Origin of the sequence: Ferrimonas balearica, from assembly GCF_019802085.1 — a bacterium.
Lineage (GTDB): Bacteria > Pseudomonadota > Gammaproteobacteria > Enterobacterales > Shewanellaceae > Ferrimonas > Ferrimonas balearica_B.
In genome coordinates, this window is sequence record NZ_JAHVHV010000001.1 from 858,245 (window position 1) to 881,949 (window position 23,705).

At 63.6% G+C, this 23,705-nt stretch carries 16 protein-coding genes and 2 tRNA genes; 8 read left to right on the forward strand and 10 right to left on the reverse strand.

Going from position 1 to position 23,705, the window contains the following annotated elements:
* Positions 1 to 122 precede the first annotated feature (122 nt).
* The gene (locus KUV81_RS03940; RefSeq protein ID WP_222542539.1) at positions 123 to 2,765 is read left to right on the forward strand and encodes a cation-translocating P-type ATPase; all 2,643 of its coding nucleotides are present in this window, start codon (positions 123 to 125) and stop codon (positions 2,763 to 2,765) included.
* Here the strand turns inward: KUV81_RS03940 and KUV81_RS03945 are convergent.
* The 5 genes from KUV81_RS03945 to KUV81_RS03965 form a co-directional block, all read right to left on the reverse strand.
* A complete protein-coding gene (locus KUV81_RS03945) occupies positions 2,707 to 3,195 on the reverse strand; it encodes a DUF1097 domain-containing protein (protein WP_222542540.1) in 489 nt (162 codons plus the stop codon). The genes KUV81_RS03940 and KUV81_RS03945 overlap by 59 nt on opposite strands.
* Positions 3,196 to 3,431: 236 nt before the next feature.
* Positions 3,432 to 3,734 (reverse strand): hypothetical protein, encoded by a 303-nt coding sequence (locus tag KUV81_RS03950; protein WP_222542541.1) that lies wholly within the window; start codon positions 3,732 to 3,734, stop codon positions 3,432 to 3,434.
* An 863-nt stretch (positions 3,735 to 4,597) separates the two neighbouring features.
* Positions 4,598 to 4,674 (reverse strand) — tRNA-Pro (locus KUV81_RS03955).
* 103 nt (positions 4,675 to 4,777) lie between these two features.
* Complete coding sequence (locus KUV81_RS03960; protein ID WP_222542542.1) at positions 4,778 to 5,104, reverse strand: hypothetical protein; 327 nt, start codon at positions 5,102 to 5,104, stop codon at positions 4,778 to 4,780.
* A gap of 63 nt (positions 5,105 to 5,167) precedes the next feature.
* A complete protein-coding gene (locus KUV81_RS03965; protein WP_222542543.1) occupies positions 5,168 to 7,465 on the reverse strand; it encodes a penicillin acylase family protein in 2,298 nt (765 codons plus the stop codon).
* Between the two features lie 329 nt (positions 7,466 to 7,794).
* On the opposite strand from KUV81_RS03965, the gene KUV81_RS03970 reads away from it, so the two are divergent.
* A complete protein-coding gene (locus KUV81_RS03970; RefSeq protein ID WP_222542544.1) occupies positions 7,795 to 10,296 on the forward strand; it encodes a M14 family zinc carboxypeptidase in 2,502 nt (833 codons plus the stop codon).
* A gap of 543 nt (positions 10,297 to 10,839) precedes the next feature.
* On the opposite strand, the gene KUV81_RS03975 is transcribed toward KUV81_RS03970, so the two are convergent.
* From KUV81_RS03975 to KUV81_RS03985, 3 genes are all read right to left on the reverse strand, one after another.
* Positions 10,840 to 10,916 (reverse strand) — tRNA-Pro (locus tag KUV81_RS03975).
* An 83-nt stretch (positions 10,917 to 10,999) separates the two neighbouring features.
* Entirely contained in the window at positions 11,000 to 12,793 is a 1,794-nt protein-coding gene (locus tag KUV81_RS03980) for a DUF3413 domain-containing protein (protein WP_261389188.1), read from the reverse strand.
* 77 nt (positions 12,794 to 12,870) lie between these two features.
* Entirely contained in the window at positions 12,871 to 13,098 is a 228-nt protein-coding gene (locus KUV81_RS03985) for a DUF1414 domain-containing protein (protein WP_222542546.1), read from the reverse strand.
* Between the two features lie 233 nt (positions 13,099 to 13,331).
* On the opposite strand from KUV81_RS03985, the gene yejK reads away from it, so the two are divergent.
* The 5 genes from yejK to KUV81_RS04010 all read left to right on the forward strand — a co-directional run bounded on the left by yejK (position 13,332) and on the right by KUV81_RS04010 (position 17,597).
* The gene (gene yejK, locus KUV81_RS03990; protein WP_222542547.1) at positions 13,332 to 14,384 is read left to right on the forward strand and encodes a nucleoid-associated protein YejK; all 1,053 of its coding nucleotides are present in this window, start codon (positions 13,332 to 13,334) and stop codon (positions 14,382 to 14,384) included.
* A 271-nt stretch (positions 14,385 to 14,655) separates the two neighbouring features.
* Complete coding sequence (locus KUV81_RS03995) at positions 14,656 to 15,972, forward strand: YjiH family protein (RefSeq protein ID WP_222542548.1); 1,317 nt, start codon at positions 14,656 to 14,658, stop codon at positions 15,970 to 15,972.
* A 108-nt stretch (positions 15,973 to 16,080) separates the two neighbouring features.
* Complete coding sequence (locus KUV81_RS04000; protein ID WP_222542549.1) at positions 16,081 to 16,401, forward strand: YbjQ family protein; 321 nt, start codon at positions 16,081 to 16,083, stop codon at positions 16,399 to 16,401.
* A gap of 4 nt (positions 16,402 to 16,405) precedes the next feature.
* Complete coding sequence (locus KUV81_RS04005) at positions 16,406 to 16,864, forward strand: YbjQ family protein (protein ID WP_222542550.1); 459 nt, start codon at positions 16,406 to 16,408, stop codon at positions 16,862 to 16,864.
* The gene (locus KUV81_RS04010; RefSeq protein ID WP_222542551.1) at positions 16,851 to 17,597 is read left to right on the forward strand and encodes a M48 family metallopeptidase; all 747 of its coding nucleotides are present in this window, start codon (positions 16,851 to 16,853) and stop codon (positions 17,595 to 17,597) included. The genes KUV81_RS04005 and KUV81_RS04010 overlap by 14 nt, the downstream gene beginning before the upstream one ends.
* 122 nt (positions 17,598 to 17,719) lie before the next feature.
* Here the strand turns inward: KUV81_RS04010 and KUV81_RS04015 are convergent, their stop codons facing one another.
* Positions 17,720 to 20,539 carry a TonB-dependent receptor domain-containing protein gene (locus KUV81_RS04015; RefSeq protein WP_222542552.1) on the reverse strand — a complete coding sequence of 940 codons (2,820 nt, stop codon included), beginning with the start codon at positions 20,537 to 20,539 and terminating at the stop codon, positions 17,720 to 17,722.
* 713 nt (positions 20,540 to 21,252) lie between these two features.
* Between KUV81_RS04015 and KUV81_RS04020 the strand changes: the two genes are divergently transcribed.
* Positions 21,253 to 22,311 carry a LytTR family DNA-binding domain-containing protein gene (locus tag KUV81_RS04020; protein WP_222542553.1) on the forward strand — a complete coding sequence of 353 codons (1,059 nt, stop codon included), beginning with the start codon at positions 21,253 to 21,255 and terminating at the stop codon, positions 22,309 to 22,311.
* 30 nt (positions 22,312 to 22,341) lie between these two features.
* On the opposite strand, the gene KUV81_RS04025 is transcribed toward KUV81_RS04020, so the two are convergent.
* Positions 22,342 to 23,688, reverse strand: a complete 1,347-nt coding sequence (locus tag KUV81_RS04025) for a dihydroorotase (protein ID WP_222542554.1) — start codon at positions 23,686 to 23,688, stop codon at positions 22,342 to 22,344.
* Positions 23,689 to 23,705: the final 17 nt, after the last annotated feature.

The window sequence follows — 23,705 nt, forward strand, 5'->3', positions numbered from 1 at the left end:
GGGCCTCCAAGAAGCCGTTTTTGTTGTAGTTATCTAAATTTATAGCAGTATTTGTCCCTTTTCGGCACCGTTGGCTTCGCATTGAGGCCCGGTGTTCGGCCGTTTGCGTGGGGGTGACGCCGATGCGCGATGGATTGAGCACCCAGGAGGCTCGGGCTCGGTTGGCCCGTTTCGGCCCCAACCGCCTGCCCCAGGCCCGCCCACCCCCCTGGTGGCTGGTGCTGCTGCGCCAGTTCCATACGCCCTTCGTTTATGTGTTGCTGCTGGCGGCGCTGGTCTCTTTCCTGCTGGGCCAAACCATCAACGCCGTGTTCATCCTGGTGGTGCTGGGGATCAACGCCCTGATTGGCACTCTGCAGGAATACTCGGCCCAGCGGGCCGCCGGGGCCCTCAACCGCATGGTGCCCCGGCGTGCCCGGGTACGCCGGGATGGCCGGGTTCAACAGCTCGATGCCGAAGAGTTGGTGCCCGGCGACCTGGTGCTGTTGGCCAGCGGTGATCGCATCAGCGCCGACATCCGCCTGTTCCAGGCCACTGGCTTGCTGGTGGACGAGTCGGTGCTGACCGGCGAGTCCGCCCCGGTGGCCAAACGGCCCAGCGAGAATCCCATCGACGGTGCCCTCACCGAGCGTCACGACTGCCTGTTCGCTGGCACCCTGGTGCTGCACGGTCGGGCGGAAGGGGAGGTGGAGGCCACCGGCGTTCATAGCGAGATTGGCCGCATCGCCAGCGCCGTCAAGGCCCAGGAGGAGCCCAAGGCGCCGCTGCAGCGACGTATCGAGCGCTTTACCCTGGTGGTGGCGGTCAGCGTCCTATTGGTGATCGCCACCCTCTTTGTCATTGTCCTGGCTCGTGGCGCGGATCTGGCCACGGTGTTCCTGCTGGGGATCGCCCTGGCGGTCTCCGCCATCCCCGAGGGGCTGCCAGCGGCGATCACCGTGGCCCTGGCCATCGGCATGCGGCGCATGGCCAAGGTGAAGGTGATCGTCCGCCGCCTGGTGGCGGTGGAGGCGCTGGGGTCCTGCACCTTTATCTGTTCGGATAAGACCGGCACCCTGACGGTCAACGAGATGACGGTGCGTCGGCTCTGGTTGCCCGGGGATCAGCAGGTCGAGGTCAGCGGCGAGGGGATGGCCCAGGCCGGCGGGATCCACGCCGAAGCGGAGCAGGCGCCGGCGGTGGCTGCCCTGGTGCGGGCCGCTCGGGTGTGCAATGAAGCGACGGTGCACGGCGAGGCGGGGCACTGGGTGGGCCAGGGCGACGGGGTCGACCTGGCGCTGTTGGTGCTCGCGGCCAAGGGGGGCTTGGCACCGGATCGGCCCCTGGCCGAGCCGGAGCAGGCGCGCATCCCCTACGAGCCGGAGCTGGCCTACGCCGCGGTGGCGCTTAAGGAGGCCGAGGGGCCCCGGGTGTACATGAAGGGCGCGGCGGAGCGGGTATTGCCGCTGTGCGATCTCGCCGCGTCTGGGGACGCCAGTCTCGAACGCATCCAGGCCCAGCTGGCGGCACTGGCGGGCCAGGGGTACCGGGTGCTGGTGCTGGCGGACGGTCCCTTGAGCGAGCCGCTGGATCCCAAGCACCCCCCGCGGGGGCTACGTCTGCTCGGCGCCGTGGCCATGGTGGATCCGCTGCGACCCGATGCGGTGGAGGCGGTAGCCCGTTGCAAAGCCGCCCAGGTGGAAGTGGCGATGATCACCGGCGACCACCCGGATACGGCCCGGGCCCTCAGCCTGGAGCTGGGGCTCTGCCAGCCGAACGAACCTGTGGTGACCGGCGCCCAGTTAAAGGCGGCACAGCAGCAGGGGGGGCAGGCCCTGCGTCAGACCGTCCTCTCCAGCCGGGTGTTCGCCCGCATCGAGCCGATGCAGAAACTGGCGATCACCCAGGAGCTGATGGCATCCGGGCACAATGTGGCCATGACCGGCGATGGGGTCAACGACGCCCCGGCCCTGCACGCGGCCCACGTGGGCATTGCGATGGGCCGACGGGGCACCGACGTGGCCCGGGAGAACGCGGCGCTTATCCTTACCGACGACCACTTCGCCTCCATCGTCGATGGGGTGCGGGAGGGGCGGGTGGTGTACGGCAACATCCGCAAGGTGATCTTCCTGCTCATCTCCACCGGGGCGGCGGAGATCGTGCTCTTTATTCTCTCCGTGCTGCTGGGATTGCCCTTGCCCCTGCTGCCCCTGCAGATCCTCTGGCTCAACCTGGTCACCAATGGGGTGCAGGATGTGGCGCTGGCCTTTGAGCCACCGGAGGGGGACGAACTGCGTCGCCCGCCACGGCCGCCCTCCGAGCGGATCTTCGATCCCTTGATGCTCTCACGGGTGTTCAGCAGCGCCCTCTACATGGGGCTGGTGGCCTTTGGGGTGTTCTTTGTGGCGTGGCAATGGGGCGCGACGGAGGCGCAGGCGCGCAACCTGACGCTGCTGATGATGGTGCTGTTTGAAAACGTGCACGCACTGAACAGCCGTTCGGAGCGGCGGCCGCTGTGGCGCGTCCCCTTCTGGAGTAATCCGCTGCTGCTGTTGGGGATAGGGCTGGCTCAGGGGATCCACATTGGGGCCATGAGCTGGGCGCCCCTGGCGGGGCTGTTGGAGCTGGAGCCGGTGTCCTGGGATCAGTGGGGCCTGCTGCTGGCGCTGGCCCTGACGCTCTTTGCCGTGGACGAGGGGCACAAGGCCTGGAATCGAGGGCGGCGGGTTATCCGCCCTGGCGCGCCGGATCCGCAGCCGGAGCACGACCGTCGGCCCGAGCCTTGAGCCACAGGCCGGAACGTTTCATCAGATAGCCAAAGAGGCCCCCCAGCAGCAGCGAGGGCACCACCAGTTGCCAGTGGCCCTCGGCGGCGAAGGTGGCGCAGCAGCCGATAAAGGTGCCGGGGATAAAGGTCAGCCAACGCTGGCGGGACTGAACGCACATGATAAAGGCCACCACCCCGGTGAGCAGGTAGCCCAGCATCGGGTGCTCCAGCCACTGGCTGCCGTGGATGAGCGACAACCCCCAGAGCACACCGGAGAGGTTGCTGGCCAGACTGACGCCGAGCCCCTTGAGGCTGTCGTCGCTGGAGGCGAAATAGCTGGTGCAGCCGAGAAACCCCGCCCAGGTCAGCAGACCCAAAGCGATGGAGAGCCAGCCCCATAGGGCGGAGAGCAAACCGGTGGTGATGGCAATGGCGACCAGGGCAGACATCGCGCCTCCTGTGATGAACATCCTTCAGCGAGGTAAAAAGACTACAGGATTGGCCTTCGGCGTCGCGTGACCCTGATCACGCTGCTGGGGTCGCTGGCGTGATCTTCACCATTATCAAATACAACCCATTGAATTGACTGGCCGGGACAGGCACAAAAAATCCGGCCACCTGGGCCGGATTGTATCGCTTGGGTACCGTTTCCGGCCTTTACGATGTCATTTTCCAACGAAATGGGTCAGAGCCGGGAGTGATCCAGCCCCTGGCTCAGCCAGTAGGCGTGGCTGTAGCTGGCCTGGTTGGCCCGGTGTTGTTCGCCCACTTGCCGGCACTCGTCCTGGCTGAGGCTCATGCCGCCCTCGGCCTGTCGGCGAGCGATCTCATCGGCAGAGCGATCCTGCATGGGGCCGTGATCGGCAAAGTAGGCGTGAAACTGGCAAAGACGCAGATCGTTCCAGCTTTGCACCGAGTCGGTGTGCCAGATGGACGATGAGCAGGCACCCAGCAAAGGGGCGCAGATCAGCAGCAGGGCAAGTCTCATGGTTTCACCTCCACAAGGGATAGGCGACCGTTGGGTCTTCATACTGCAGTAATAGCGTTCAGCGTCGACCGAGACCGTGTCCTGGATCAGAAATTCGGCCGATATCGGCCGAAACATCGAAAAATGAGAGGGGCACAACGAAAACCGTCCCTGACGGAAAATCTGTCCATGGAGTCACCCGGGGGGCGCCGTCTATGCAAGCATAGAAGAGAATTGACGCCTTGCCGCTGGTCCGATCTGACAAAAAGCACCGAGGCGCAGTGCCTTAGGCGGGACGCTTGCCCCTGAGGTGCCAAAAGCCGCTGCCGGTGTGGGCCAATTGCAAAGAGAGCCGAAGAAGCCTACGGGGCGGGGGAGGCCCTTTGCCCTGACGCCCCACACTTGGCTCTGTTGGGCTTTCAAAGGGGGACGTGAGCGGTAATGGGCTGTGATTTAGCCCGGCTTGGTCCGCTTTGTCGGCGGGGTGATGGTTATGGGCGCTTATGCGGGTGAACCCCTTGTAGGAACGGCGAAACGCCCAAGCGGATTTAATCCGGCCGACGCTCGGTCCGACCGCAAGCCGAAAAGCTTGCTGGGTCGGAAATGAAAAAAGCTCCAACCTTGCGGTTAGCGCTTTTCTCTTAAAAGTGGTCTGCCGGAGCGGATTTGGCCCGGCCGATGCTCGGTACGACCGCAAGCTGAAACCTTGCTGGGCTTGGAAACGAAAAAAGCTCCAACCTTGCGGTTAGAGCTTTTCTCTTAAAAGTGGTCGGCCAGAGAGGATTTGGCCCGGCCGACGCTCGGTCCGACCGCAAGCAGAAAGGCTTGCTGGGTCGGAAACGAAAAAAGCTCCAACCTTTCGGTTAGAGCTTTTCTCTTAAAAGTGGTCGGCCAGAGAGGATTTGAACCTCCGACCCCCGACACCCCATGACGGTGCGCTACCAGGCTGCGCTACTGGCCGACAACGGGGGCCTAGTTTAGGGCGTTAGCGGATTGATGCAAGCCCTTTTTGTCCCCATTGCGCCGTTTGCTTACCCTTTGGGCAGATTGCCGGCTTCTTGGACTTAAGCCGTTCTTTTCATGCGCTTAACCGCGCATTTGCACAGACCGCCACTGCGGGCGGGGCAGCCTTTGCAGGGGCGGCGCTTGATGGGCTGGGCCGGATCGATGGGCTCGGGAAACAGGGTGATCACCGGCGCCTTGGCCTGGGCCAGCACCGCTTGGGCCCACTCGTCGGCCAGGGCCTGGCGCTGCTGCTTGTTCAGCTCAGGCAAGGCGGTATCCGCGTCCAGTTTTTGCTTCAGCGCCTGTTTAATGGACTTCACCAAGGCCTTGCTGGTTTTCTTGTTCTGCTTCTTTTGCCGCTTCAGGGCTTTGGACTTCTGACCCATGACACCACCGAGAATCGAAGAGAGTGCCCCATTCTAAATAAGAGGCATTCTCAATCAAGTCTTTTATTGGGGGATGAGCACCAGATCACTTTCCGGCCCCGGGGGTGACAGGGCGCTCACTCGGTAATCACCGGCGCCGTAGGCTTCCGCCTGGTCTGCGAAATGGGGTGAGAAGGGCACCCCGCTCTGGCCCAGTGGGGCGATGACGTGGCCCTGTTCGGGCTGGGCCAGGTCCACCAGGCGACGGGTGGAGGGGCCAAAGGTGGCCACCGGCTGGTCCGCCCCGTAGCGGTAGGCCATGTTGTTGATGGCCCGCTTGGAGCCGCTGATGGGCAAACCGGGCCCTTGCAGCAGTTGGGCCAGCAGGGGAGATTGGGCCATGGCATGACGGTGACGCATCAGACCCTGCTCTCGCCACAGGGGGATGGGGCGGGGCAGGGCTGCCAGGGCCTGAGTCCAGGCCGCCCGGGCGATCTCCTTGGGGCCCTGAACCGAGTCGCTGTGGCGGTGGTCCCACCAGGGGGAGTCGGGATGGGCCAGCACCTCCGCCATGATCTTATCCACCAATGACTGGCCCTGCAGGGCATCGAACAGCGCCTCGCCCAGCTCGTCCGCCAGGGTGGCTTCCAACAGCGCCTGGTAGAACGCCTCCATCAGGGTGGGGGCGGCGCTGTCCGGGCGGTAGCGCCCGTCCCAGCGGGCGATGATATCCCGCTCCGGCGAGGGCGGCACGCTGGCCAGCAGCAGGGGCTTCAGTGCCAGGTAACGACCGTTGCGGGAATCGTTCTGCACCCGCTTTAAGCCGGCGATGTCCCACTGGTTGCGTTCGGCCAGGGCCTGCTCCAGGGTTTCGGGGCGAAAACGCGGCGCGTAGTAACCGGCGCGTTCCAACTCGTCCCAGGGGGGGCCATAGGGGTGGTTGGCGGAGAACACCAGACCGGATTCGGGATTGACGAATCTGGGGTTCACCTCGAAGGGGTGGTAGCCCACCGGCAGTGTGGCGCTGAGGCTGCCATCGATGATCTGGGCGCCGCTGACCCCATCGGCCCGGTGCAGGTAGCGAGCCACCGCCCACTTGGCGATGTTGCCCTCGACGTCGCCGTAGAGCACGTTGACCCCCGGGGACCAGATGGGGTCCAGCGCCTGCTCAAACGCCCTGATCCCATCGGCGTGAAGCAGTTGGAACAACCCACTCAACGGCCGGTTGCGGGTGTCGGTGAAGGTCCAGAGCAGGGCGGTGGGCTCGGGCAGGGCCAACACCTGATCCACCCGCGGGCCCTGGACGCTCAGCAACACCTCCAGGTGTTCGTCCTCGGCGCCTTTGACCGGGATCCGCTCCTCCCGAACCTGATAGGCCAGGGTATCCCCATCGAGGCGGTAGCCGCCGTCGCTGGCGGTCAGCCGATAGAGATCGGCATCGTCGTTGAGCAGCATGGTCAGGCCCCAGGCCCGCTCTGGGGTGCGTCCCAACAACGGCAGAGGCAGGCCGGGCAGGTAGTAGCCGTACAGGGCGCGACTGGGGGTGTGGAGCTGGGCTTCGTACCACACCTGGGGCGTGGAGAAGCTGATGTGTGGATCGTTGGCAAACAGCGGCGCCTCGCCGGTGCTGCGCTCGGCGGAGAGCACCCAACCGTTGGAGCCCAGCATCCGGCCCATGGGCAGCAGCGCATCCAGATTATCGGCGGCGCGATGCCAGGCGTGCAGCTCAGACGGCGCCAGCTCCGGGGTGAAATGATCCGGCCAGCCGCTGACCAGCGCGTGGTGGTACTGGGGCGCCAATTCAGCCAGCAGGGCGGTCATCATGGGGTCCTGCTTGAAGGCACTGGTGAAGCTGTGGGCCATGTAGCTTAAGGTGGCAAAGGTGTCCACCGCCGAGAAGGGCTCGGGCTTCGTACCCAGCAGCTTGTACTCCAGCGGCGTGGGCAGGGTCGCGATGGCCTGGTTGACCCCCTGGTAGTAGGCCTCGAGCCAGCGAGCGAGCTGGGGCTCGGTGGCGGACATCAGGCTTACCTGCTGTTGGGCCCAGTGACGGGTGCCCAGGGTGCGGAACAGGCGGTCGGTGTCCAGCGCCGCCGGGCCGAACAGCGCAGAGAGCTCTCCTTTGCCCACCCGGCGCAGCAGGTCCATCTGGAACAGGCGCTCCTGGACGTGCAGCCAGCCCAGCGCCACCAGGGCGTCTTCATCGGAGCTGGCCTGAACGCTGGGCACGCCGTACTCGTCGAACCGGATCTGCACCGCCTCGTTCAGCCCCGCCAGGACCTGTGTGCCCTGGTACTGGGGCTGCTGGTGCCACAACAGGCCCATCAGTGCCGCCAGCGCCACCACCAGGATGGCCGCCAGGCCACCGAACCATCGAACCATGTTACCTCCTTGTTAGTGCTCCCATGGTACCCACAGGGGGCATCGGATGACAGCGACCCGGAGGACAAACACATTTAGACACGTTTCCAAGTGACTGCCTTCTTGACCCTTTTGGGCCACTGAACTAGGTTCGATGTACGGGTATGGTTCCCTATACCACCCGTTGGCAACCAGTGCCCCCGCCGTGCGGGGGTTTTTTTTGTCCGCCATCATGCGTCACTCGCATCTTAGGCATGATTCTCATGCATCCATAGCAAAGCTGCATTGGTCTTTTCCTTAGGCGTAAGGCACCTTACAGGCAAAGGAATGTCATTGGATCGCAAAGGAAAATGCAGATAAAAACCCCTCTTTGCGTCGCCTTGCTGGCGGCACTCAGCCACAGCCCTCTGGCCTGGGCACAGAACCACGAATCGGTGGTGTACCGCCTGTCGGCCCCCACTGCGGAGCTGGCGGATCGCGCCTTTATCTCCTTCCACCACGCCCTGCTCGAGGGGCAGGGCAAGGAGGGGATGGTGATGCAACTGAGCGCCGACGAGGTGGCCAAGCTCGAGGCCTTCGGCTTTGTTCTGACGCCCCAGCCGGGCTGGGCCGACAGCTTCCATGCCGCCCACCGCCATAGCCATATCCAGGCCGGGATCACCAGCGCGTCTGGGATCGAGGGCTTTGGCTGCTACGAGACCCTGGCGGAGACCCAGCAGGAGGTGACGCGTCTGCTGGCCCAGTACCCCGATTTGCTGCGCAGCACCAAGATTGGCGAGTCCTGGGAGAAGACCCAGGGGCTGGGGGGGCACGATCTCAACGTGCTGATCCTCTCCAAGCAAAACGGCCTGTCGGACAAGCCCAAGCTCTTTATTCATGCGGCGATGCACGCCCGGGAGTACGCCACTGCGCCCACGGTACTGGCCTTTGTAAAGCAGTTCCTGGCGGAGTACGGGGAGGATCCGGACAGCACCTGGGTGCTGGATCATCACGAGGTGCACGTGCTGCTTCACATGAACCCGGACGGTCGCGTGCAGGCGGAGAAGGGGCTTTTGTGGCGTAAGAACACCAACCAGGCCTACTGCGGCGCGGACAGCGAAGAGCGCGGGGTGGACCTGAACCGCAACTTCACCTACAGCTGGGCCAGCACTCGGGACGGCTCCTCCTCGAACCAATGCTCGGCGGTGTTCCGTGGGCCCACCGCCGCGTCTGAGCCGGAGACTCAGGCAGTGGAGGGGTATCTGCGCGGGTTGTTCTCCAGCCGTCGTGGTGAGCTGGACAGCGATGCCGCGCCCCTGGACACCCAGGGGATGCACCTGGATATCCACTCCTACGGTCGTCTGGTGCTCTATCCCTGGGGCCACACCGAGGAGCGCGCCGCCAATGCCGACCAACTGGAGCGGCTGGCTCGCAAGATGGCGCTGCTTAACGACTACACCCCCAAGCAGTCCATCGGCCTGTACGAGACCGACGGCACCAGTGAGAGCGTGAGCTACGGAGAGCTGGGGATCGCCCACTTCACCATCGAACTGGGCACCGACTTCTTTGAGCAGTGCGATTACTACGAAAACCACATCCGGGACCAGAACATCGAGGTGCTCAAATACGCGGCCAAAGTGGCCCGGGCACCCTACCAGTGGCCCATGGGCCCTGAGGTGACCGGATTGAGCCTGAACGGCGAGTCCAACCCGCAGCTGGGGCCGGATCAGACCGTTACCCTGGAGGTGTGGGCGGACGATGCCCGTTACCAGACCGATTTCGACGATCCGGCCATCGGCAACGGGCTGCAGGCGATGCGCTACAGCCTCAACACCCCGTTGTTTGATGAGGCGGCGGTCCCCGTGGCGCTGAGCCCGGTGGCCGGACCCTGGAGCGAGGATCACGGCCGCGGCTGGGCCAGCTTCAGCACCGAGGGTCTGGAGCCGGGCCGCCACACCCTCTACGTTCAGGCACAGAACGCCCTGGGGCATTGGGGGCCGATGCAGGCTGCCCACCTTCAGGTGGGGGATGCTGGCAGCCAGAACGGGGCGCCGGTGGCCCAGTTCGCCTACCAGTGCCGCGGGCTGCTGTGTGAGTTTGACGCCTCCGACAGCTTCGATGTGGATGGCGAGATTCTGGAGTACCAGTGGGCCTTCAGCAGCGGGGCCTTCCCCGGTACCGGCGCCAACAGCGAATACCAGTTCCGCAACGGGGGCCAGTTCCCGGTGCGTTTGACCGTGGTGGACGACCAGGGCGCCACGGGCACGGTGGAGTACCTGTTGTCGGTCAGCGAGGCGGAGCCGCCCAAGGCGGTGGCCGTGGTGCGCTGTGATTCGGGGGCCTGCGAGTTTGATGGCAGCGGCAGCAGCGCCGCCGTGGGTGAACTGGTGGCTTACCGCTGGCAACTGGAGGGCGAGCAGTACGAAGGGGCGCAGCTGACTCACCAGTTTGCCCTGGATGGCAGCTACGACTGGACCTTGACGGTGGAGGACACCCAGGGTAACAGCGCGCAGATCAGCGGCACTCAGGTGGTGGTGGCACCGCCGCTGGCCGAGGTGACGGTGGACTGTCAGCAGGCCCTGTGCAGCTTCGATGCCAGTGGCAGTCAAAACCGCATCAACGACTACCGCTGGACCCTGGGGGACGGCACCGTGCTCAGCGGCGCCAGCGTGCAGCACCAGTATGCGCCGGGCGAGTACCAGTGGCGCTTGGAGCTCAGTGGCCCTGGCGGCGTGGCCGAGCAAAGTGGCACCCTGAACTTTGCCGCGGTCACTGAGCCCGAGACGGACACCAGCAGTGGGTCCGGTGGCGGTGCCTTGGGCTGGCTGACCCTGATGGGCCTGCTGACCCTGGGCTGGCGTCGCCGGGGCTAACCCAAAGGCAAAGCCGTTTACCGTCAACGCCACGGCAATGGCAAAGAGAAGCGCTCACCAATCGGTGGGCGCTTTTGTGTTTAACAGCGCGGCTTCAGGCGCTGCTCGGTCCGACCGAAAGCTGAAAGCTTGCAGGGTCACAAACGAAAAAGCGCCAACCTTACGGTTAGAGCTTTTCTCTTAAGAGGATGTTGGCCAGAGAGGGTTTAACCCGGCCGACGCTCGGTCCGACTGCAAGCTGAAAGCTTGCTGGGGAGGAGGCACAAAAAAACCGGCTCACTTTCGTGAACCGGTTTTTTCTTAAAAGTGGTCGGCCAGAGAGGATTTAACCCGGCCGACGCTCGGTCCGACCGCAAGCCAATAGGCTTGCTGGGTCGGAAACGAAAAAAGCGCCAACCTTTCGGTTAGAGCTTTTCCCCTAAAAGTGGTCGGCCAGAGCGGATTTGACCCGGCCGACGCTCGGTCCGACCGCAAGCCAATAGGCTTGCTGGGTCGGAAATGAAAAAAGCTCCAACCTTTCGGTTAGAGCTTTTCTCTTAAAAGTGGTCGGCCAGAGAGGATTTGAACCTCCGACCCCCGACACCCCATGACGGTGCGCTACCAGGCTGCGCTACTGGCCGACAACGGGGGCCATAATACGTTTCCTGACGGCAATTGCAAGCGGGCGTCGGTTCAAGCGTCGCTTCTTTGGCCAATGGCCGCGTTAGCGGGCAAGAAATCGCCGTCCTTCCTCCATGACCCCCAGCAAGGTCTGCACATCCAGGCCCGCATCACGGCGACGCTGGTACTCGGCGTTGTAGACCCGGTAGTCGCCGTGCTTGTCGATCACCGTGACCGCCTTGGCGCTGCGAATGGCAAAGAAGCGGTCGTTGCCGATCACCAGGAAGGGGTGGGACGGCGGCTGGTAGAGGTTGTCCCCCAGGCTGTAGGACTGGATGGCGTTTTCGCACCCCAGGATCCGGCTCATCAGGGTACCCACCAGGCCGTAATGGCTGCTCTGGTGGGTGGCGCGCCACGGGGCGTTGCCCTGGGAGCGGATCAGCATGGGCACCTGGGTGGCACCGGCGGAGAAGTTGCGCGACGCGTTGCTGCTGGGGTTGGTGGTGAACAGCTGGCCATGGGTGCCGGTAATGATCACCAGGGTCTGGTCGTCCACCCCTTCGAGCAGCCGAGCCAGCTCCACGTCGACAAAGTGCAGCGACTGGCGGTACTGGTTGTAGAGCACCCGCTCGGCCACATTGAGGCGCAGGTCCGGCTGGACACTGGGGATCCCCACGGAGCCCACCGGGGTGCTGTAGTAGGCCGGCGCCCGGTAGGAGACCAGGGTGAACTGCGGGCCGTCAGCCTGGGCCAGGTGCGTCAGCACGGCGTCGGTGGTGTCGATGTCCATCTCCGCCATGTTGTCCTGGTGTTGCTGGGCCGGCACCTCGAAGTATTCCATGGTGGCCGCCAGGTTGCGCAGACTTGGCAGACTGTCATCGCCGAAGGCGCTCATCTGGTACCCGGCCTGGGCCAGCTGCTCAACCAGCACCGGCGCCTTCTTGTCGGCAGTGAGGGAGGACTCGTAGGCGGGCAACATGCCGTAGAAAAGGCTGTAGAGACCGTTGTGGTACTGGTTGGCGCCGCTGTAGTGGCGGGGGAACCAGTGGGCGGTGTCCGCCAGGGCCATCAAGTTGGGCATGGTGTCGCTGTCCACCATGTCCGCCCGCCAGGCCTCCACGGTCACCAGCAGGATGTTGGGGGTGGAGGGGGCGCGACACTGCAGCGGCGACAGCGGATAACGCAGCTGTTTGGTGGGGGGCGCCAGGCGCTCCGCCTCGAACAGGCTCTCCTCGTCCACCAGCCCCTGGCGGGTCATAAAGCTTTTCGCCGTGGCCGGGTAGTGGAGCGGGAACATGTCGTCCTGCTGGGTGATGGGCCGGTAGACGGTGGCGTCGGCCCAGATATGAATAAAGTGGGTGGCAAAGAAACAGACCGCCAGGGTGCCCACCACCTTGCCGCCCAGCTTGCGCCGGCGCACCCGATGCAGGCGTTTCCACAGGGCGTTGGCCAGGGTCAGCTCCAGCACCAGCAGCAGCACGGGCCCGGCCACCAGCAGCGGGGTATTGAGCAGGGCCAGCAGATCCGTGGCCGCCACGTCGAGCACGAAGGGGTTGAGGTGCAGGCGGTAATGATCGAACACCAGGGTGTCGAACAGCAGGGCACTGAGGGCCAAGGTGGCCACCACCGCCGCATAGCCGCGCAGTACGCGGGAGAAGGGCAGCAACAGGGTGACGGGGAACAGCGCCAGCAGGTAGACCGCGAAGCTGACAAAGGCAAAATGCCCCACCAGGTTGGCCATCAGGTAGGCCTGAGCCAGCAGGGTGTCGGGCCAGCCGTCGGTGATGACGTAGCGGGTGGCGATGAGCATCGCCAATATCATGTTGAAAAAGGTGAACCAGTGCCCCCACAGCACGAGCTGTGACACCTTGTCCCTTTGTTGATCCTGTGCGTGCATTCGCTGGCTCGGCGCCTGTTGGTACTGCTTATCCTAAGGGGAAAGAAACGACAGATCCAGAACGGAAATTCAGTCAGTTAGCCATCGCTGCGGGCATTTACCGACGCTTTGAGCGCCTGCGCAAACTGGTCGGCCAAAGGCCCACGGGCGTTGGGGGCCACCTTATCGTTGATCAGCACGGTGGCGGTGTTGCCCAGGGCCATCAGCGCCAGATCCGTCGGGGTGTTGTGCTTCTCCAGCACCAGCAGCAGCTCGTGCATCAGCTCTTCCACCTGTTGATTGCTGTATTTGGATACGATAGCCATGGGAAATCCTGTGTTCGGTGATGGATAGGGGGCCAGGGCAAGTATGACACTCCCCGGGGCAGGCGCGGGATTGTACCCAATCGACCCGGTGGCGGCCAGCGCCTTTGCCCGTACCCCGGGTGGGGATTTGACCGCGAGCACAGGGGCTTAGGCGGCGAGGGGTAAAAAAGCGGTGCCCTTCCCGGGTGGGCCCTTATAATGTCCCCCTTTGTGCCCACTATCGTGCTGGTGTTATGAGTCTGAAGATCGATCAAGCCATCCTCCATGCGGTGATCCGCGCCGACGACGGGCAGCTGCAATGCAAGCTGCGCCCCCAACCCCTGAGCCACTCCAACGCCCTGGATGATCTGGTGGGCGAGCTGCATCGGCTCTACACCGCCAAGGCTGGCAAGGGCTATGGCCACTTCGGTGTGCCCGCCGGCGAGGATGGCGAGCCCCAGGGCGAGGCCAACGAGGCGTTCAAGGCGGCGATGACCGCCTGGCGCGCCGGTGAAAGGGGGTTCGTCGAGTTCACCGCTGAGGCGGGTCAACTGCTGGGCCAGGAGCTGGGCAAGTACGACTTTGCCACCGGTGGCTACTTGCTGATGGCCGCCTACAACCACGTGGCCTCCGATTACCTGTTCGTGGCGTTGCTCTCCCCCAAGCCCTCGGTGTCGGTCTCCGACGAGATGGAGGTGCATGGCAGCGAGCATCTGGACTTGAGTAACCTGCAGCTGGCCGCCCGGGTGGATCTGACCGAATGGCAGGCGGATCCCACCTCCAAGAAGTACCTGACCTTTGTTAAGGGGCGGGCGGGGCGCAAGGTGGCGGATTTCTTCCTCGATTTTATGGGGTGTGTCGAAGGGGTCGATGCCAAGGCGCAGAATAAGCAGCTGATGAAAGCGGTGGAGGACTTCGTTTCCGACTCCGAGCTGGACAAGTCCGAGCGTCAGCAGGTGCGTGACTCGGTGTTTGACTACTGCAAGGGTCAGGTGGCGGTGGGGGAGCCCATCCAGATGAAGGACGTCTCCGATGAGATGGCGGACCAGGGGCTGGACGCCTTCTATCAGTTCACCTCCAGCGGCGATTATGAGCTGGAGGACGAGTTCCCGGCGGACCAGCCCACACTGCGCCAGCTGAAAAAGTTCAGCGGCACCGGCGGTGGGGTGTCAGTGAGTTTCGATGCACAACACCTGGGCGAGCGGGTGCAGTGGGATCCCCACCGCGACACCCTCACCATCCACGGTGTCCCGCCGAACCTGCTGGATCAGCTGAAGCGCCGGCTGGGCTCCGGCGAGGGGCAGTGATTCCCATTCATTCAACAGTCGGGTGAATCACTACCCACTTTGGGTGAATAAATATATGTGATCCAGGTCACGCTTGAGTCGTGCTTCGGGGCTTTTCAATCGAACGGGTTAGGGGTACTCTGTGCCCCGTCAACGCCCCACAGTGAATAAACATTCATGTGGTTTAGACAACACCCCGTCCGAGCCGAGCAGTACGAATAAGAGGGTTGAACCCGTGAATAACGAGCAGACGATTGAAATTCAGGACGTTAAGTCCACCCGGAACCTGTTGATGTTCCTCCTGCCATCCCTGGTGGGGGTCTTTTTGTTCATGACCCCGGTGTCGGTGAATGACACCCTGACCATCCCGGTGGCCGTACTGGCCAAGGGCCTTCTGGGTCAGATGGACAGCCTGGGCGTGGCCCTGGTAACCTTTGTGATCGTCGCCTCCGCGGTGATGACCCTGGTGACCAAGCTGGCCAAACCGGCGGTCATCCTCAACCACCCCTTCGCCAACAACCTGCTGAACGTCACCCCGCTGTGGGCGGCCACCCGGGTGATGGGCGCGGTGTTCGTGCTGCTGACCTTCTTCTCCGTGGGGCCCGAGGCGGTGCACTCCGGTGACACCGGTGGCCTGGTGCTGAACGACCTGGCACCGCTGCTGTTCTGCGTTTTCCTCTTTGCCGGTCTGTTCCTGCCGCTGCTGGTCAACTTCGGCCTGCTGGAGATGGTGGGCACCCTGATGACCAAGCTGATGCGGCCGGTATTCAACCTGCCCGGTCGTTCCGCGGTGGATTGCTTCGCCTCCTGGGTGGGTGACGGCTCCGTGGGTGTACTGATGACCTCCAAGCAGTACGAGCAGGGCCACTACACCGAGCGGGAAGCGGCGGTGATCGGCACCACTTTCTCCATCGTCTCCATCACCTTCTCCCTGGTGGTGATCGGCACCGTGGGTCTGGAAGCCTACTTCCTGCCCTTCCTGGCCACCGTCTGCCTCTCCGGCATCGTGTGCGCCATCGTGGTGCCGCGTCTGCCGCCGCTGTCCAACAAGAAGGACCAGTTCGTCAACGGCCAGAGCCGGACCGGCGATGAAGAGGTGATCCCCGCCGGTGAGAACAGCTTCAGCTACGGCTACAAGCTGGCCCTGGCCCGGGCGAGCAAGATCAAAAGCGCCGGTGACGTGGCCCGGGAAGGGGTGCACAACGCCATCGACATGATCTTCGGCGTGCTGCCTGTGGTGATGGCCATCGGTACCGCGGGCCTTATCGTGGCCGAGTACACTCCGCTGTTCAGCATCCTGGGCGCCCCCTTCGTACCCCTGCTGGAGCTGCTGCAGATCCCGGAAGCCTCCGCGGCCTCCCAGACCATGGTGGTGGGCTTCGCCGACATGTTCCTGCCGGCCATCCTGGCGGAGGGGATCAACAGCGACGTGACCCGTTTCGTCATCGCTGCGCTGTCCGTGACTCAGCTTATCTACATGTCCGAAATCGGCGCGCTGCTGCTGGGCTCCAAGGTGCCGGTGAAGCTGTGGGAGCTGTGTGTCATCTTCCTGCTGCGGACCCTGGTGGCGCTGCCGGTGATTGCCCTGATGGCGCACCTCATCTTCTAAGCCCGTTTGGGCGGACCAAGGCCGGGCATCAGCCCGGCCTTTTTTGTGTCTAGGCCTTAATACAAGGCTCTGTTATCTTGGAGTTTTCCCATAACAGGACGCGCAGACGTGGAATTAATCATCACCAACATCGAGACCATCCCCGGTAAAACCGTGGTGCAGCACCTGGGCCTGGTCCAGGGCAATACGGTGCGCGCCAAGCACGTGGGACGGGACTTTATGGCCGGCCTTAAGAACATCGTTGGCGGTGAGCTTAAGGGGTACACCGAGCTGTTGAACGAGGCCCGGGAGGAGGCCACCGGTCGTATGGTGGAGCAGGCCCAGGCCATCGGGGCCAACGCGGTGATCAACGTGCGCTTCTCCACCTCCTCGGTCACCTCCGGAGCGGCGGAGCTGTTCGCCTACGGCACCGCGGTGGTGGTGGAGTAGGGCGATGACAGCACTTCTCATTACCCTGGCGCTTATCGTCATCGGCTACCTCTTTGGTCGTCATGCCGAACGCAGCCACTTTCGCCGGCTTCGCGAAGGGGAGGCCGAACTGCAATCGCTGCTCACCTTCTCCGATAAGCGGATCCCCGAGCAGTTCCAGCCCTGCCGGGTGCAGCTGGTGGGGGGCAACACCGTGGTGGCGGTGGACTACTTTAAAACCATCGCCGCGGCCCTGCGCAACCTGTTCGGCGGGCGGGTGACCGCCTACGAGTCGCTGATTGAGCGAGCGCGTCGGGAATCTTTGCTGCGGATGAAGCGCGAAGCCCAGGCCCTGGGGGCCACAGCGGTGTTCAATGTCCGCCTGGAGACCTCCTCCATCACCAAGGGCGCGCGGGATCAGCAGGTCTCGGTGGAGGTGTACGCCTACGGGACGGCGGTGATCCCCCAGCATGAGCCGGTTTGAGAACCGGCCACCGCCGGAGAACAACGTCAGTGACCAGCACCCCCTGGCCGAGTTCGCCTGGCTGGGGGCGGCCGCGATTGGGCTGCTGGTGGCCCTCACCCTGGCGCTGATGCTGCTGGGCCACAGCCTGGCCCGCTTTGTGCCCTTTGCCTGGGAGCAAAACCTGGCTCCCGGCTGGCACCAATCCCATGATGATCTCTCGAAGCAGCGCGCGCTTCAGACGCTGTTGGCCGATCTGCTGGCGGCCGACCCCTTGCCCGAGGGGATGAGCGTCCACCTGACCCTGGCCGACGGGGAGGTGCTCAACGCCATGGCCGGGCTTGGGGGGGAGATCCTCATCTACGAGGGTCTGGTGGACGCGCTGGATAACGAGGTGGCGGTGGCTTTTGTTCTGGCCCACGAGGTGGCCCACATCCGAAGCCGAGACGTGATGGAGAACCTGCTGGGCCACAGCGCCGTGGCCCTGGTATGGGCGGCCCTGGCCGGCAGCGACACCCGACTGCTGGAGCTGACCGCGGCGGCGACCCAGCTGGGCATGGGGCGCCAGCAGGAGCTGGAGGCGGACGCCCGGGCCATCGAAACCCTGCTCAAGCACTACGGCCACCTGAACGGCGCCGAGCGGGTGTTCGAGGTGCTGCATCAGGACAGCGCGCTTGGGGACTGGCTGAGCAGCCACCCGGACAGTGAGACGCGCCTGGCGCAGATCCTCGCGGCCCAGGCCGAAAACCCTTAGCACTCCTGGCCTTGCCAGCCCCACGCTTTTTCCTCTCCCCGCACTGAGCTTGCCTCGACTTCATTGTCACCGACAAAAAAGGGCGCCCCGAAGGGCGCCCAAGGATGTGTCGCAGTCCCTGGTCAGAACTTGTAGTTGGCCCCCAGGAAGTAGGCGCGACCTTGGGTGTCGTAGTAACCCGCACCGTCGTAGGTGTAGGGGGTACGGGGCGGCACCTTGTCAAAGGCGTTCAACACACCGAAGCGGATGCGCAGGCTGTCGGTGATGTCGTAACGGCCGGTGAAGTCCCAGGTGGTGTGGGACGGGATGTCATTGTAGTTGTTGAACTCTGGCTCCCAGTCGTTATCGGCAACGGCGTGGTGGCGGTAGTTGGCGATGGTCTCCAGCAGCAGGGCATCGTAGTGCCAGCCGAAGGTGAACCGGCCCTTCCAGCGCGGATCGGTGTACTCGCCCACGTCGTTCATCTCGTCACCCTCGAACCCGGTGGGGTTAAACTTCCACTGGTCCAGGTAGGTGGCCAACAGGTGGACGTAGAAATCCCCCACGCTGGTTTCGATGTCGTACTGGGTCTCAATGTCCAGACCGGTCACCTTAAAGGTGGCGGCGTTTACCGGCTTCTGGGTGAAGTCGACGATGTCGCCGTTCTCCGCGCTGCGCTCAAACAGCTCACAGAAGGGGTTGTCCAGAGAGGAGGAGTCGTAACAGTAGCGCACTGCGGTGCCCACACCGATGTAGGTGATGGCGTCATCGATGTCGAAGTCCCAGTAATCCACGGTCAGGGACAGGCCTTCGGCAAAGGAGGGGGTGTAGACGAAACCGACGGTCACGTCGTTGGAGATCTCCGGGGAGAGATCCGGGTTACCCTCGATGGTGCCGGGGCGGCTGCTCTGGTACCACTCGTCGCTGGGGTTCCAGCCCGCCGGCAGGCCGGCGGCGCGACAGTTGGCCTTACGGTTCTCATCCGGGCCCAGCTCGATGTTGATGGCGTCACAGACGTCGGTGAAGCTGGCGAAGGTCTGACCGCCGGGATCGAACATCTCACCGATGTTGGCAGCGCGCACGGACTTGGAGCGGGTGGCACGGAAACGCAGGTCCTTGATGGGGGACCAGCTCAGGCCCAGCTTCCAGGCGTCCTCGTCACCCACGGTGCTGTAGTCCATCCAGCGGTAGGCCGCTTCGAAGGTCAGCTCGTGGGCCAGCAGGACGTCGGCCAGCAGGGGCACGGAAACCTCCGCCGCCAGCTCGGTCACGTCGTACTCACCGAACATCGGCAGGGACTGGTTACCGAAAATTTCATTGTTGACCAGGGCCTCATCCGGGTTGGAGGAGGCTTCCTCTTCACGGTACTCGGCGCTGAAGGCGGCACTGACGTAACCGGCGGGCAGCTCAAACAGGGAGCCGGCGACGAAGGCGCTGAGGCTCTGCTGCTTGGTCTCGGCGGTCCGGCCGGCGGTGGTGCCCACCCAGTCGATGGCGGCCTGGCTGGCCTGGCCCACGCCCAGGATGTTCAGGGGCACACAGCCGTTGGACTGGTCACGACAGACGATGTTGCCATCGGCGTCGAACACGGCATCGGTGGCCTGGTAGTAGCGGTCATTCCAGATCTGACCTTCCCAGACGGTGGTCTCGTCCAGTTTGCCGTTCTGGTAGTAAACGCCGTAGTCCCAGGTGTCGGTCAGGACCCCTTCCACACCCACCATGTAGCGGAAGGTTTCCCGGTTCTGGTTGTAGGTCCGGTTACCGAACTCGGTGTCGATGCGGTAGAGGTGGAAGCCGCCCATGCCGGCGTCTTCAAGCAGCTGACGGGTGTCGTCCGGCAGGAAGGCGTTGTCGGCGTAGATGGGGTTGAAGGTGTGGAACACCGGGGTGCTTTCGCCGTGGGAGTCGTAGTCGACGTAGGTCAGCTCGGTGACGATGGTGTGGTCGTCGTTGATGGCGATGTCGGTGTTCAGGGTGAACACCCAGCGCTCCAGTGGGGTCCGGATCACGTCGTAGTCGATGGGATCGTAACCGGCACAGCTGGGGCCACAGTAGTTGCCGTTGTTGCCCGGGCCTTCGATGCGCCCTTCACCGTAGTCGAAGGGGATCATGTTGCCGTTATCGTCGAAGGTGAACTGGCCCACGGGGCTGAAGAAGGTGCCCGCCTCGTTGATCCAGGAGAGCGGCTTGCGCCCCTCGTACTGGATGCGCACCGGGCCGTCCGGATCCGGGTTGTAGATGCTGCCCACCGGGTTATCGAGAAAATCTCGCTCGGAGGCGCGCAGCTGCTTCTGCTCGGCGTAGGTAGCGTTGAAGATGGTGTTGATGCGCCCGTCCAGGAACTCCCCACCGTAGGTGAAGGAGAACTGGCTCTCTTCGCCGCCACTTTGCTCCGGTTGTATGTATGAGGCGTCCAGTTCGAAGCCTTCAACATTCTTTCGGGTAATGATGTTGACCACCCCGGCGATGGCGTCGGAGCCGTACACCGCGGAGGCACCGCCGGTGATCACTTCGATGCGCTCCACCATGGCGGTGGGGATGGTGTTCAGATCCACCGCAGAGTCACCGTTGGAGCCGGCAACGAAACGGCGACCGTTCACCAGCACCAGGGTCCGATCGGAGCCCAGGCCCCGCAGGTTGGTCTTGTTCAGGCCGCTGGCGAAGATGAAGTTGTTGGAGGTTTCCGGTGACAGGCCCACGGTGGAGGAGGGCAGCTGGTTGAGGATGTCGGCAACGTTGGTGATCCCCGCATCCGCCATGTCGGCGCCGGTGATGACGGTGACCGGGGTCGGAGCCAGATCGCCGATGCGCTTGATTCGAGAGCCGGTGACGGCGATGCGTTCAACCTCATCGGCCTCCGCTTCGGTTTGCACCTCTTCGGCCCAAGCCGGCGCAGCCAGGCCGCTGGCACCCAGGATCATGGCGATTTGGATCGCTCTATTGAGTTTGTTTTCCTTGAACATTGGTTCTCCTGCATCCTTGCGGCACCCGAGCCACCAGGGGTGATGGACCGGCACATCTACCTAGGAATGGTTGTTGTCGTTGTCGCGTCGAAAAGAGCGCCAATCGATGTTATTTAAATGTTTCAAAAATTTAAAATGCATTGAACATTAGTACCTTATGGGTTTTGTGTATTATTCGAGGTCGGGGTGCGGTGATCAGGATCTTTGGCCAGAAAGTGGAGGTCAGGCAGAGTGGGCTGTGGTAGAGGGGTGAGAAAACAGAGCAGGACAGAATCGGCAGGAGAGAAATCCTGTTAACAAATCAAGGGGCTATTGCACCAAATTGAGTCAACCGGTCCCCCAGCTGACTCAGGGTGAGTCCAATGCCGGGGACGGGCGTCGACGGCCCACTGACGGCGTACGATCAGCGCTGAGCGCGCTTGCTATCAGGGCGGGCTGACCATGGGGCGGCAAGGGGTCAGCGGGACGGGGGATACCTCGGTGCCCCAGTTGGCTCATCCAGGCGATGCCGCTGTGGAAAGGTGGCGGGCTCTGGTCCACCCAGAATGGTAACAATATCTGATATCTTCATGAATATTGGCGATAAATGCTGCCGTGGCCTGGCGCCGCGTCCAGAAGCGGGCGAGATGGGGGTTCCATGGCGACCGCTCGAGGTAAGGGGAGAACGCTTCCGCTGACCGGTGGGGGTTGAGTCGCAAGGAAAGGAGTTGAGCATGACGGAGCATGCGAAGGAGACAGAAGGGATGCCCTTGGCCGGTGTGGGCTCGGCCCCCTGGTGCTGGCCGCCCCAAAGCCAGAGCGCCCCACCGTTCGATCTTGTGCTTATCGCGCTGCCCCAGTTGCGTGGCCCCCTGACCGGCTTCTGGCCCTGCCATCCCCTGGCCTTTCCAAAGCGCGATGATGACCATCCCTCGCGAGATCTCAGTCGCAGCCTTATCCTGGCTCCCGGATCCGCACGAGCGAAGTGGCAGTCGACCCTGGCGCGCTGGCAGGCCCAGGGCCGCTTTGCGCCTGAACAGCTGCTGTGGCTGCCCGAGGCGATGGAGAGCGAACCTGCCCCCAGGGTGTGGGCCTGGCTGGCTCAGCAGGTGGCGCGGCGATTCGAGCAACAGATGGCCGAGCTGACCGCCCAGCTTATCCGCACGGCCGAACCTCGGGATCAGGCCCGCCTGTGCTGCGACTTTGTCTCGCGCTGGCTGGACGTGGCTCGCATCGAGGTGTGCATCCAAGCGGCGGAGAGCCGAAAGGCCCCCAGTGCGACGCCCTCCGATGGGGCACTGGAGCTGTGCTGGCAGACGGTGCCCCAGTGTGTTTTGCGGGTCCACCTGGCTCAGAGTCTGCCCCAGCAGGGGTGGATCCAGGCGCGCTTCGAGTCGGTCAAATCGGTGCTGGTGGCCTGTCGCCAGTCCTACCCCAACCTCCAGCAGGCCAGCTACCTGGGCCGACTCCGGGAGCAACTGGACCAGATCCTCTACATCAATGGCGCCAACCAGTATTCCGAGGTGATATGGGGCCATCAGGAGAAGACAGAGCTGCTCTACATCCCCCTGAAGATGGTCCACCGCTATCTGCATCCGGACCTGGTCCAGGTGCATCGCTCCTACCTGGTGAACCCCAACCGGGTGCACGGCGTCAGGCGTAAACGCAATGGCCGGGTGGAGCTGCTGCTGCACCTGATCCGCATCCCGGTGGGGGACACCTACCGAGCGGAGCTGGAAGCCCAATTTCCCCACTGGTTCGCCCCACCCCAGGGCACAAAAAAGGCGCGGTAACCCGCGCCTTTTCTTTTGCCATATTGCCGCTTAGCGATTGAAAGCCAGACGCTGACCCAGCGCCTCGGTGGTGGCGTGTTGGCCGTCGAACACCTGCAGGCCATTGACCCAGGTACCGGCGATGGTGGAGCGCAGGGTGCTGCCCACGAAGGGGGACCAACCGCACTTATAGAGCAGGTTCTCTTTGGTCACCGGGTAGGGGCGATCCAGGTCCACCAGCACCAGATCCGCCATGTAGCCTTCACGCAGGTAGCCGCGATCTTTGAGGTTGAAGCGCTCCGCCACGGCGTGGCTGGTTTTCTGGACGATGGTGTCCAGGCTGAGATCGCCGTTGTGGTAGTGCTCGAACAGGGAGAGCAGGGCGTGCTGCACCAGCGGCACACCGGAGGGGGCCTTGAAGTAGGTGCCCTGTTTCTCATCCCAGGTGTGGGGGGCGTGGTCGGTGGCGATGATGTCGATGACGTCGCGACGCACGGCATCCAGGATGGCAGTGCGGTCCCGCTCGGTCTTGATGGAGGGGTTGCACTTGATTTGGGCGCCCAGGCGGTCGTAGTCGCCGTCGGAGAAGTACAGGTGGTGCACACAGGCTTCGGCGGTGATGTTCGCCTTGCTCAGGCAGTCAAGGCTCTTGCCCGCTTCAAACAGGGCCAGTTCATCGGCGGTGGAGATGTGCAGCACGTGCAGTCGGCTGCCGTGCTTTTTGGCCAGGCTGATGGCCAGTTTGGTGGACTTGATGCAGGCCTCGCGGGAGCGGATCTCACCGTGCAGTTTCATCGGCACGGCTTCGCCATACTTGGCCCGGGCGGCCTCTTCGAGGGCCGCGATCATCGGGGTGTCTTCGCAGTGGGTGGCGATGGGGGTCGGGGCATTGGCGAAGATCCCGTCCAGGATCTCCTCCTTGTCCACCAGCATGTTGCCGGTGGAGGCGCCCATAAACACCTTGACGCCACAGGCGGCGTTGGGGTCCAGCGCCTTGATGTCTTCCAGGTTGTCGTTGGTGGCGCCCAGGTAGAAGGCGTAGTTGGCCACGGACACTTCGGAAGCACGGTTGTACTTGGCTTCCAGCGCTTCGGCGTTGGTGGTCTGGGGATTGACGTTGGGCATCTCCATAAAGCTGGTGATGCCCCCGGCGACGGCGGCGCGGGACTCGGTGGCCATGCTGCCTTTTTGCGTCAGGCCGGGCTCACGGAAGTGCACCTGGTCGTCGATCATGCCGGGGATCAGCAGTTTGCCACTGGCATCCACCACCTTGGCATCCGCCGGGGCAGTGATTTGACCGGCGATCTGTTCGATGCGGCCATTGCGGATGAGCAGGTCGCCCTGCTGGCGGATCCCTTCATTGAGGATTTCGGCGTTGGTGATCAGGGTAGGGGTCATGAGTCAATCAGTCTTAT

Excerpts from the sequence above, each read along its gene's own strand:
- KUV81_RS03940 (WP_222542539.1), top strand. The coding sequence starts at position 123 with ATGCGCGATGGATTGAGCACCCAGGAGGCTCGGGCTCGGTTGGCCCGT.
- KUV81_RS03945 (WP_222542540.1), bottom strand. The coding sequence starts at position 3,195 with ATGTCTGCCCTGGTCGCCATTGCCATCACCACCGGTTTGCTCTCCGCC.
- KUV81_RS03950 (WP_222542541.1), bottom strand. The coding sequence starts at position 3,734 with ATGAGACTTGCCCTGCTGCTGATCTGCGCCCCTTTGCTGGGTGCCTGC.
- KUV81_RS03960 (WP_222542542.1), bottom strand. The coding sequence starts at position 5,104 with ATGGGTCAGAAGTCCAAAGCCCTGAAGCGGCAAAAGAAGCAGAACAAG.
- KUV81_RS03965 (WP_222542543.1), bottom strand. The coding sequence starts at position 7,465 with ATGGTTCGATGGTTCGGTGGCCTGGCGGCCATCCTGGTGGTGGCGCTG.
- KUV81_RS03970 (WP_222542544.1), top strand. The coding sequence starts at position 7,795 with ATGCAGATAAAAACCCCTCTTTGCGTCGCCTTGCTGGCGGCACTCAGC.
- KUV81_RS03980 (WP_261389188.1), bottom strand. The coding sequence starts at position 12,793 with ATGCACGCACAGGATCAACAAAGGGACAAGGTGTCACAGCTCGTGCTG.
- KUV81_RS03985 (WP_222542546.1), bottom strand. The coding sequence starts at position 13,098 with ATGGCTATCGTATCCAAATACAGCAATCAACAGGTGGAAGAGCTGATG.
- yejK (WP_222542547.1), top strand. The coding sequence starts at position 13,332 with ATGAGTCTGAAGATCGATCAAGCCATCCTCCATGCGGTGATCCGCGCC.
- KUV81_RS03995 (WP_222542548.1), top strand. The coding sequence starts at position 14,656 with ATGTTCCTCCTGCCATCCCTGGTGGGGGTCTTTTTGTTCATGACCCCG.
- KUV81_RS04005 (WP_222542550.1), top strand. The coding sequence starts at position 16,406 with ATGACAGCACTTCTCATTACCCTGGCGCTTATCGTCATCGGCTACCTC.
- KUV81_RS04010 (WP_222542551.1), top strand. The coding sequence starts at position 16,851 with ATGAGCCGGTTTGAGAACCGGCCACCGCCGGAGAACAACGTCAGTGAC.
- KUV81_RS04015 (WP_222542552.1), bottom strand. The coding sequence starts at position 20,539 with ATGTTCAAGGAAAACAAACTCAATAGAGCGATCCAAATCGCCATGATC.
- KUV81_RS04020 (WP_222542553.1), top strand. The coding sequence starts at position 21,253 with ATGACGGAGCATGCGAAGGAGACAGAAGGGATGCCCTTGGCCGGTGTG.
- KUV81_RS04025 (WP_222542554.1), bottom strand. The coding sequence starts at position 23,688 with ATGACCCCTACCCTGATCACCAACGCCGAAATCCTCAATGAAGGGATC.